Genomic DNA, 10,844 nt, shown 5'->3' with positions numbered 1-10,844 from the left:
TGGGTAGGTTCGGGCACCATGACTCCGCGCAGGTCGACCCGTCAGGCCCCGAACCGGGTGCTGGACGCTCTGGACTCGTTGGGCACCTACGGCCGCGCCCTCGCCGGTGTGGCCGTGGTGCTGGTGGTCGCCGTGGTGGCCGTCGTCGTCTTCCTCCTGGTCGGGGGCGGGGACGACGCGAGCCCGACGGGCGCCCAGGGCACCGGTCCGGCGGTGAGCCAGCCGCCGGTCGAGACGAGCAAGCCCGGCGCCGGGGTGAAGAAGGCGCCCGAGGTCAAGGTCGGGTCGAGTGCGACGCTGCAGCAGGACGTCACGGTCAAGGTCGTCTCGATCACGCCGGTGACGCTCAAGGCGCAGGGCATCGGCGAGATCGCCGGGGCCGGCGCGGCCGTGAAGCTCCAGGTCGGCAACGCCTCGGCCAAGCCGATCGACCTGGGGCAACTGGTGGTCAACGCCTCCTACGGTGCGAAGAAGACGCCGGCGCCGCCGAACGACAGTCAGGTGGCCAAGCAGCTGCGGGGTTCGCTGAAGGCGGGCAAGAGCGCCACGGGCACGTACCTCTTCAAGGTGCCGAGCGCGCAGCTGTCGAGCCTGCGGGTCGAGGTCTCGTCCGGCACGTCACCGTACGTCATCACCTTCGTACGCTCCTGACCCTCCCGGTCACGGGCGGGCACCGGGGAGCGCTTGCCCCCAGAATTCGTTGCGGACTCGTGTTCATTTTGCTGAAACGAAATGCCCGCCATGCACGATGATGCGTTCGCCGACGTGTTGCTGGTCCGCACCTGGCTCTACTCCTTAAGAGTGAGTCATGACGGGGACACGAGCTGTGATGACCCTGAGTTATCAGATGGCGTAACTTCGGCTCGGAAGAGAGACATAGCGTTACGTGAACCCTAAGCTCGGTCAACGGGGGAATCGAACGGGTGAACGCGTACGTGACGGTGGTGTCGCGGCGCATGACCAAGGAGCGGTTGGTTGTCGAAGTCGCGTCGACTGAGTGTGCGTGCCCTTTCCGCGGGCGTGGTCACGTCGGTCCTGGCAGCCCTCGTGCTGCCCGTCCTCACGTCCGGTTCGGCGCAGGCCGACACCGCGCCGATCGTCACCGAGCCGGTGACCGTCAGTGCTGACGCGCTGCCGACCGTCCAGGTCAACGGCGTCGTCTGGGCCCAGGTCATCGTGGGCAGCACGGTGTACGTGACGGGCGAGTTCACCTCCGCCCGCCCAGCCGGCTCCTCGGCCGGCACGAACGAGACGCCGCGTTCGAACATCCTCGCGTACAACATCGACACGGGCGCGCTGATCTCCTCGTGGGCGCCCACGCTGAACGCCCAGGGGCTGGCGATCGCCGCCTCGGCCGACGGCAAGACCATCTACGTCGGCGGTGAGTTCACCGACGTTAGTGGGGTCGCCAAGAACCGCATCGTGGCCCTCGACGCCGCCACCGGCGCCGTGGTCACCGCGTTCAAGGGTTCCCTGAACTCGACCGTCAAGGCGCTGGCCGTCAGCGGTAACACCGTCTACGCGGGCGGCGGCTTCACCACCGCGGCCGGCCAGACCCGGACTCGGCTCGCCGCCTTCGACGCCACCACCGGCGACCTGCTCTCCTGGGCCCCGACCGCCGATGCCGTCGTGAACGCGCTCCTCGTGCTGCCGACCGTCAACAAGGTCGTCGTCGGGGGCCGGCTGGGCACGCTGAACGGCACCTCGGCCCTCGGCTGGGGCGCCGTCGACGCCACCACCGGCGCCACGCTCTCGTGGCCGGCGCAGGCCATCTTCAACGACTGGGGCACCAAGGCGGCCATGACCTCGCTGGTCACCGACGGCACCCAGGTCTACGCCTCCGGCTACAACTTCGGCGGCAACGGCAACCTCGAGGCCGAGGGCGCGACCGACCTCAACGGCAACCTGATCTGGGTCAACGGCTGCAAGGGCGACACGTACAACCTGGCCGCCGCCAACAACGTCCTCTACAGCGTCAGCCACTCGCACGACTGCTCCTCCGTCGGCGACCACCCGCAGACCTCCCCGGACTGGACGTACCAGCGCGCCCAGGCCTTCACCACGACGGTGGGCGGCACCAACGCCAGCGGCAGCACCTACGCGGGCCGTCCGGCCCCCAAGGTCCTGCACTGGCTGCCGACCCTGGTGGCGGGCAGCTACACCGGCCAGGTCCAGGCCGCCTGGAGCGTCGCGGCGGACAGCAAGTACGTCGTCCTCGGCGGCGAGTTCCCGTCGGTCAACGGCACGCAGCAGTACGGCCTGGTCCGAATGGCCGTGCGTGAGGTCGCCCCCGACAAGGAGGGCCCGCGCCCGTTCACGGCCAACCCGACGGCCACGTCGCCTTCGGCGGGCACGGTGAAGCTCAGCTGGACCGCCACGTGGGACCGCGACAACAAGAACCTGACCTACGAGATCCTGCGCAACGGGACGGTCGTCGGCCAGGTCAAGAGCGACTCCACCTGGTGGACGCTGCCCAGCCTGAGCTACACCGACACCAAGGCGCCGGGCGGTACGACCGCCACCTACCAGGTCCGCGCGAAGGATGCTTACGGCAACGCGGCCACCACCGCGTCGGTGAGCGTCGCCGTGACCGCGGGTACCCCCGCCACCAGCGCCTACCCGGATGCCGTGTCGGCCTCCTCCCCGGCGAACTACTGGCGCCTCGGCGAGACCAGCGGCACGACGGCCGCGGACTCCGCGGGCAACAAGCCGCTGACGCTGTCCGGAGCCACCCGCAACGTCACGGGCGCCCTCACCGGCGACACCAACAAGGCCGTCACGATGTCGGGTTCGGCCACCGTGCCGGGCACCACGACCTCGTCGCAGACCTCGCCGACCACGTTCTCCGAGGAGGTGTGGTTCAAGACCAACACCACCAAGGGCGGCAAGCTGATCGGCTTCGGCAACAGCCGGACCACCTCCAGCACCACGAGCGACCGGCACATCTACATGAACAACAGCGGCCAGCTGTACTTCGGTGTGCTGAGCTCCGGCGGGACGAAGGCGACGATCAACAGCAGCGCCGCGTACAACAACAACGCCTGGCACTACGCGGCCGCCACCTGGAGCGCGGCCAACGGCGCCAAGCTGTACGTGGACGGCCAGCAGGTGGCCTCCAGTGCGGCGATGAACACCAGCCAGTCCTACACGGGCTACTGGCGCCTCGGTGGTGACAGCCTGAGCACCGGGTCGATCTTCAACACCAGCAACTGGCCGTCGAAGCCGACCAACACGTCGATCGCCGCGTCGCTCGACGAGCCGGCCGTGTACTCGACCGAGCTCACCGCGGCCGCCGTCGCCGACCACTACACCGCCGGCAGCCAGGGCACGCCCGCCAACAAGGCTCCGACGGCGGCGTTGTCCTACACGGCCAAGTACCGGACGGTCTCGTTCACCGCCGCGGGTTCCGCGGACCCCGACGGCACGATCGCCTCGTACGCCTGGGACTTCGGTGACGGCTCCACGGCCACCACCACCGACCCCACGACGACGCACGCCTACGCCACCACCGGGTCCTTCACCGCCAAGGTGACGGTCACCGACAACGGCGGCGCCACGGCGTCCACCCAGGTCGTGGCCACGACGACCACGCCGCTGAACCAGTCGCCGACCGCGTCGTTCACCAGCGCGGTGACCGGCCTGAGCGTGGCCTTCGACGCCTCCGCGTCGAAGGATGACGACGGCACGATCGCCTCCTACGCCTGGAACTTCGGCGACGGGACGACGGGCACGGGCGTCACCGCGTCGCACACCTACGGCGCGGCCGGGGCCTTCCCGGTCACCCTGACGGTGACCGACGACTCCGGGGCCACCTCGGTGTCCTCGGCGTCGGTGACCACCACGCAGGGCGGCACCCAGACGGTCATCGCGGCCGACGCCTTCGGCCGCACCGTGGCCGCGGGCCTGGGCAACGCCGACAACGGCGGCGCCTGGAGCGTCTCCAGCACCACGCTGACCAGCGTCGCCGACGGCGCCGCCAAGTTCACGCTGGCCGGCGCCAAGAGCGCCTCGGCCCGCCTGGGTTCGGTCTCCTCGACGACCACCGACCTGACCGGCACGGTCTGGACGGACAGCATGCCCACGGGCGCCGGCATCTACCTGGCGATCTCGGGCCGCTCGACGACGGCCGGTGACTACCGGGCCCGCGTCCGGATCGGCACCGACGGCGCGGTCTCGGCGGGCGTCACGGTCTCGGCGGGTACCGCCGAGACGGCGATCGGCTCGCAGGCCGCCGTCGCGGGCCTGACCTACGCGGCGGGCGACAAGCTGAACGTCCGCACGCAGGTCAGCGGCGCCAGCCCGACGACCATCCGGATGAAGGTCTGGAAGGCCGGCACCACCGAGCCCGCCGCGTGGACCCGTGAGGTCACCGACAGCACCGACGGCTACCAGGTCGCCGGCGGCATCGGCCTCTACTCCTACAACGGCACCGGTGGCGCGACCCAGGGCGCGCGGTTCGACGACCTGACCGCCACGGGCGCGCTGATCGCGGCCAACCAGGCCCCGACCGCCGCGTTCACCGCCACGCCGACCGCGCTGGCCGTCGCCTTCGACGGCAGCGGGTCGACCGACGCGGACGGCACGGTCGCCTCGTACGCCTGGGACTTCGGTGACAACACCACCGGCACCGGCGTCGCCCCGTCGCACACCTACGCGGCGGCTGGCACCTACACCGTCAAGCTCACGGTGACCGACGACAAGGGCGCCACCGGGGTCCTCAGCCAGAACGTCACGGTGACCGCCGCGCAGGACCCGAACGTCATCGCGGCCGACACCTTCGAGCGCACGGTCGCCACCGGCTTCGGCTCCGCCGACACCGGCGGCGCCTGGACCACCACGGGGTCCACGTCCACCTTCTCGGTGGGCAACGGTGCGGCGTCGGTGACCACCCCGGCCGGCGGCACGTCGATGGCGCGCCTCGACGGTGTCCCCCAGCAGGACGTCGACGAGACCCACCGGGTCTGGATCGACGCGATGCCGACGGGCAGCGGCATCTACTACTCGACGCTGCTGCGCCGCGACACCACCGCCGACTACCGGGCGAAGGTCTTCATCAACCCGGCCGGCAAGGTGCAGGTCTACCTGACGAAGATCGTCAGCGGCACCGAGACGACGCTGACCACCGCGCAGACCGTCACCGGCCTGACCGTCACGCCGGGTACGGTGCTGAAGGTCCGGTCGCAGGCCGTCGGGGTCAACCCGACCACGCTGAACATCAAGGTGTGGGCGGACGGTTCGGCCGAGCCCGCCGCGTGGCAGCAGACGGTCACGGACAGCACGGCCGTCCTGCAGGACGCCGGCACCGTGGGTCTGGCTGCCTACCTGTCCGGTTCGGCCACCGCACCGGTCACCGGTCACTACGACGACCTGGTGGTCCGCAAGCTCTGACCCGAAATCACTGAAGGCCTGCAGATCAGGGCCAACCGCCGAAGGGGCGGGCACCGCATCGCGGTGCCCGCCCCTCCGCTTTCCCCGGTGATCATGCAGAAACCTCGTGCCGATCATGCAGAAACCTCGGGGTCGGGGGCCCAGCGCCGACTGTGATTGCGGAATCTCGCGTCACCACGTTCTTCGGCGGATGCGCGGCACCACCCCGAGCATCTCTGCGATCCCTAGTTCGAGGTGCATGGTCGGACCGAGCACGTAGGCCTTGCCGACGCCGACGACGTTCCATCCATGACGCTCGAACATGTCGCTGCGCCGTTCTGCGTCGTGTCTGCGCTGTTCCGGCGATCCGTGGAAGTCCTCGCCGTCGTACTCGACGGCGATGCGCAGGTCGGGCCATCCGAGATCCAGGCGGTAGATCTCCCGGCCATTCTCCTCGATGGGGATCTGGCACGTCGGGCGAGGAAACCCGGCGTCGAGAATCCTCAGCCGCAGCCAGCTCTCCCCGTAGGACTCGCTCTTGGCGTCGACGTAGCTGAGTAGCCTGCGGGCTGTTGCCACATGCCGGTGCCCGTCCCAGCGGTCGAGGATGGCCTCGACGGCATCCACGTCGACGAGTCGGCGTCTGGCCATCCGGTCAGCGATGGCAAGGCCCATATGTGGAGCCAGCCAGCGAAGAAGATCGGCCAGCGTCCTGTCCGGAGTCGTCATCGGCAGTCCTGAGGACTCATCGATCTCGGACTCGCGGAGATCTGTTGCATAGCAACGGATCCCTCGGTGGCGGATCGGAGTGACGCCGGTCGGGACCAGGCATTCGACGTCCAGCTGCCGGTCGCGCTCGGAGGGAAGCCTGGGGTCCACCTCCATGAGCTCGGCAGCGGTCCGTCGACCGATGGCGCCGCCGGGCGGCAACACCATGCTCGCGGCGCTCGCTCGGGCCAGGAGATCGAGTGGCTCGCCGATCACCCGTACGCCTCGGTGCGGTCGGCTCAGCCGGCCCTCGCGTCGAAGGAGCCGGTCCACGTGTGGGGAGATCCCCATTGCCTCTGCCGCGGCGGGTCGGTACGGGGTCGACTCGGCGAATAGATCCTTCAGGAGGACCAGACCTGAGCGCTTTCGATTCGTCACGCATTTCAGGATGAGGCCAGATCAGAACCTCTCGGCAAGTTATCCACAGCTGGCCAGTGACGCGGGCGGGCCGATCCAGGTTTCTGCATGATCGGCGCGAGGTTTCTGCATGATCACCGGGGGGAGGGGGTGGGGGTCAGCGGGCGTACTGGGAGGGGACGTAGCCGACCAGACCGGAGAGCAGGCCGCAGCCGCGGGCCAGGTTCCGGACCCCCGCCGCGCGGCGCCCGGGCGAGAACGTGACGGTTCCCAGGGCCAGCCGTGCGAGCCCTGCGGCCAGCCGGGTCGCGGCCGTCGCGGTCTGACGCAGCCGCACCACGAGCCGCCCGGCGACCCCCGAGGCCAGGGCCACCTCGACCCGGGTGGCCGTCGCGCCGTAGCGGAACGCCCTCTGCACCACGAACTTCCGCGTCATCCGGGCCGCGGGCACGACGTCCGTGACGCTCGCCTCGGCGCACCACACCAGCGTCCCGCCGGTCCCGGTCAGCGTGCGGGTGAACAGGGTGTCCTCGCCGCCGATCAGGCCCAGCCGCTCGTCGAACCGCAACCCGCGCGCGGCGACGGCGGGCAGGCACAGCAGCAGGTTGTTCGTGGCCGCCACGGTCACCGGGGTCCCGGTCGGCAGCCGGCGCCGGGTGAAGAAGCCGCCGGCCGCGATCCACGGGTCGAGCGTCCCCTCGAACTCCGACTCGACCTGCCCGACCACCCCGTCGGCACCGGTCGAGCGCCACGTCGTGAGCAGCGACGACAGCCACCCGGGCACGGGCAGCTCGTCGTCGTCGATGAACACCAGGACGTCGAACCCGCGCTCGAGGGCCACTTCGAGGGCCCGGTTGCGGGCCGCCGAGATCCCCGGCGTCGCCTCGTGCTCGTAGGCGAAACCGTTGGCCGACACGAGGTCTCGCGCCGAGGCGGCCGGATCGTTGTCCACCACCAGCACCGACGCCGAATCCGGCACCTCCGCGCACTGCGCGCCGAGCACCGGCAACAACGCCGCCAGCGTCTGCGGTCGCTTGTAGGTCAGTACGGCCACCACGACCCGCGCCCCGGACGTGCTCATCGCTTCAGCGCCCTCCGCCCGATCCGGACCGCCTCGACCAGGTCGTGCCGGACGATCGGCAGCATCGCCGCGGCCAGCAGCAGGTAGACGCCCGCGCCCAGCACGCCGGCCACCACCTCGAAGAACGGCCACACGTGCAACCAGGACGCCAGCCCCCAGGCGACCAGCCCGCACGGCGCGCTCACGAGGGTCGCGGTCCGCACCGCCGTCACGAACAGCGGCCGTACGTCCACCCCGGTGACCCGCTGCACGTTGACGAAGGCCAGCAGCCAGTACAGGAAGAACGCGATGCCGTGCCCGACGGCCACCCCGGTGACCCCCCAGGGCAGGCCACCGACCATCAGGGCGATCATCACCGGGCGCGCGAACAGGTCCATCCGCAGCTGGGCGCCGGTGCGGCCGCGGGCCAGGAAGATCCAGTAGGCGATGGTGGACAGGGTGCGGAAGATGCCGCCGATGGCCAGCACGACGAAGATCGGCACCACGCCGATCCAGTCCGGCCCGAACAGCACCAGCACCAGGGGGTGGGCGACGCCGGCGGCCACGGCCAGCAGCACCGACGTGCCGTAGCAGGCGACCAGCTGCGTCTTGGCCAGGTACCGGGAGAACCGTTCGTCGTCGTCCTGCACGCGCGAGAGCACGGGCAGCGCGACGCTGGTCATCGGGGCGTCGATCTGCTGCAGGGGCGTCATCAGCAGCTGGTAGGCCCGGTTGAACAGGCCCAGGGGCGCCGGCCCGAGGTGCGCGCCGATCGCCACGTTGGCCGCGCTCTTGGTCAGGTAGGCCAGGCCGTGGGTGCCCAGCACGCCGAACCCGAACCGGAAGAACCGCCGCAGCGAGACGCCCCGCTTCGGCAGGCCCGGGTTCCAGCGCAGGTTGGCGACGTTGATCAGGAAGGTCGCGGCGGCCGTGACGATCTGCTGGGCCACGATCGCCCACAGCCCGGCCCCGGCCAGGGCCAGCGACACCGCGGTGACGATGGCCAGGAACTGGGCGCTCAGCTCCGACGTCGACAGCTGCCGGAACTTCAGCCGCCGCATCATGTCGGAGCGGTACTGGGTGTTCGCCCCGCTGATCATGAACACGAACGCCAGCGAGTAGATGATCGGCCCGATCCGCGGTTCGCCGTACCCGGCCACGATCAACGGTTCCGACGCGACGATCACCAGGGCGCACGCCGTCCCGAGGCCGAGGTTGGCCCAGAACAGGTTCGTCCGCTCGTCCTCGCTCAGCTGGGCGGCCTGCACGGCCGCCGAGGAGAGGCCGGCGTCGCGGATGATCTCCGCGATCCCGATCACCGCGGTCACCATCGCGACCAGGCCGAAGTCCTCGGGGGTCAGCAGCCGGGCCAGCAGGACGACGGAGCCGAACTGCAGGGCCACCCTCAGCGCCTGGGTGGCCAGGACGACGCTCACCCCGCGGGCGGCCGCGTCGCCGAGGTTGCGGGCCTGGTCCGTCCCGGCGTCCGCCGAGCCGCCGTCCGACAGCGCGTCGGGCAGGTCCTCGTCGGGCACGTGCGGTCCAGCGGTGGGGCCGGCACTCACGGAACGATCACCGCGCGCCCACCCGGCGGGCGGAGTTGGCCCGCCACCCGCCGTCCTCCCAGAGGTCCTCGTCGGTCACGTCCGGACCATCGGCACCGCCGGTGCGCTGCTCGACCACCCAGGTGGGCGACGCGAGCCACGGCGCGGGCGGGCCCGTCGTCCGGCCCCGTCCGGGCGAGCGCTCGTCGGTCCGCTCGTCCTCCCCGGCCGAGCCGAAGGTGAACCAGATCATCGGCAGCAGCACCACCGGCAGCAGGGCGCTGAGCTTGACGATGCTCATCGTGACCTCGAAGCAGCTGGAGATCACGACCATGATCATCAGGGCGGCGGGGGTCCAGACGCGGTACTCCGCGGCCCAGCGGGCCGCCACCCGGGTCAGCGTCACGACCATGAACAGGAGCAGGACGGCGTTGATCACCCCGCCCAGCACCAGGGCCTGCACCACCTGGTTGTGACCGTGGTACGCGGTGGAGCCGATGGCGTCGGCGTACTGGGCCGAGCGCGAGTACCACTGCGAACCGAGGCCGGTCCACACGTGCTCGCGCCAGTGCTCGAGGCTCATCCGCCAGATGTAGCCGCGGTTGGTGAACTCGCCGTCGGAGGCCACCGTGAACGGCAGGTAGGCCATCAGCACGAGGCAGGCGCCGACGGCCGTCGCGACCAGGTAGCGGCGCGGGGGTGAGGGCAACCGGCGCAGGGCGAGCACCAGCGCCGCGCCCACGAAGAGCGCGATCAGCGACGAGCGGTTCGACGTCCACAGCACCGCGAAGGCGACCGCCGCGAGCCCCAGCAGCCGCACCCAGCGCCGGGGGATCAGCAGCACGGCCGGCGCTCCGAGCGCCAGGAACTGACCGAGCGGGTTCCCGTCGCTGAGCGGGCCGATCAGGATGCCCCAGGGCAGGATCTGCTTGTCGGGCGTCACCGCGTCGCCCGCGACGTGCAGGAGGATTCCCCGGCTGGGGGTCAGCAGGCCCATGGCGATGCTGACGACCGCCGTGAACGCGACCAGGTAGCCGAGGAACGCCAGATGCCGCACGGGCGGTCGCAGCGCCCAGAAGACGAACACCAGGAGCGGGTAGACCAGGCCGCCCGTCTTCAGGTGCGTACCGACGAACTGGTCGCGGCCCACCTGCCAGAACCAGGGCAGCAGCAGCGCCAGGAGCGCCCCGTACCGGTCGTTGGGCAGGTGCGGCAGCCGGCGCACGGCCAGGACGATCAGCAGGACCAGCAGCAGGCCCGAGACGCCGGAGTTGGTCAGGCTCGCGAGCCGGCTGAGCGGCACCTCGTCGGTGATGAACTGGCGGTACTTGGGCGCCGTGAAGCTCTGCGCCAGCGCGACCAGGATGACCGAGGCCCACACCAGGAAGGCCACGGCCACGACCCCGAACCGCTCGTCGAGCGTGGCGGCCGGCGCGGCGACGCCCGGGGGTGAGGAGGGGCCCGGGACGGCGGGCGACAGGCCGTCGGCCGCGGCGGCGGCCTCGAATCGGGCCGCCCACGCCGTCGGGACCCCGCCCCGCCCCCTGAACCCGCCGCGGGGCCGCGCGGCCGCGTCGGGGGAGGTCCGGGTCGGTGGCACCCGGCCATTCTGCCGGACGGCCGAACGGCTGGTCCCCGGGTCCGCCACTTCAGCGTCCGCGGGTCGGCTGCCGACGGAGTAATCGGGCCGGGGCCGAACGGGCTAGCCGTCCGGGAAGAGGGTGACTTGCGCCGCTACTTACGAGTTT

The 10,844-nt window shown here is 70.9% G+C and carries 6 protein-coding genes; 2 read left to right on the top strand and 4 right to left on the bottom strand.

Annotated features, from left to right (window positions below):
* Positions 1 to 18: 18 nt before the first annotated feature.
* Together ACIB24_RS21330 and ACIB24_RS21325 are read left to right on the top strand one after the other, a co-directional pair.
* Complete coding sequence (locus tag ACIB24_RS21330) at positions 19 to 651, top strand: hypothetical protein (RefSeq protein ID WP_398284221.1); 633 nt, start codon at positions 19 to 21, stop codon at positions 649 to 651.
* 348 nt (positions 652 to 999) lie between these two features.
* Positions 1,000 to 5,388 carry a PKD domain-containing protein gene (locus tag ACIB24_RS21325; RefSeq protein WP_398284220.1) on the top strand — a complete coding sequence of 1,463 codons (4,389 nt, stop codon included), beginning with the start codon at positions 1,000 to 1,002 and terminating at the stop codon, positions 5,386 to 5,388.
* Between the two features lie 171 nt (positions 5,389 to 5,559).
* Here ACIB24_RS21325 and ACIB24_RS21320 read toward each other — a convergent pair whose 3' ends face one another.
* The 4 genes from ACIB24_RS21320 to ACIB24_RS21305 form a co-directional block, all read right to left on the bottom strand.
* Positions 5,560 to 6,351, bottom strand: a complete 792-nt coding sequence (locus ACIB24_RS21320) for a hypothetical protein (protein WP_398284219.1) — start codon at positions 6,349 to 6,351, stop codon at positions 5,560 to 5,562.
* Positions 6,352 to 6,649: 298 nt separating this feature from the next.
* Positions 6,650 to 7,573: a glycosyltransferase family 2 protein gene (locus ACIB24_RS21315; protein ID WP_398284218.1), complete on the bottom strand. Its 924-nt coding sequence runs from the start codon at positions 7,571 to 7,573 to the stop codon at positions 6,650 to 6,652.
* Positions 7,570 to 9,087 carry a lipopolysaccharide biosynthesis protein gene (locus ACIB24_RS21310; RefSeq protein WP_398284217.1) on the bottom strand — a complete coding sequence of 506 codons (1,518 nt, stop codon included), beginning with the start codon at positions 9,085 to 9,087 and terminating at the stop codon, positions 7,570 to 7,572. Before ACIB24_RS21310 ends, ACIB24_RS21315 begins: the two co-directional genes overlap by 4 nt.
* Positions 9,088 to 9,124: 37 nt before the next feature.
* Positions 9,125 to 10,696, bottom strand: a complete 1,572-nt coding sequence (locus ACIB24_RS21305; protein WP_398284216.1) for an O-antigen ligase family protein — start codon at positions 10,694 to 10,696, stop codon at positions 9,125 to 9,127.
* Between the last annotated feature and the right edge of the window lie 148 nt (positions 10,697 to 10,844).

It is taken from the genome of Spongisporangium articulatum (assembly GCF_044465595.1).
GTDB classification, from domain to species: domain Bacteria; phylum Actinomycetota; class Actinomycetes; order Actinomycetales; family Kineosporiaceae; genus Spongisporangium; species Spongisporangium articulatum.
The sequence above is the reverse complement of the archived record's forward strand: the minus strand, read 5'-3'. Positions and strand labels throughout refer to the sequence as shown.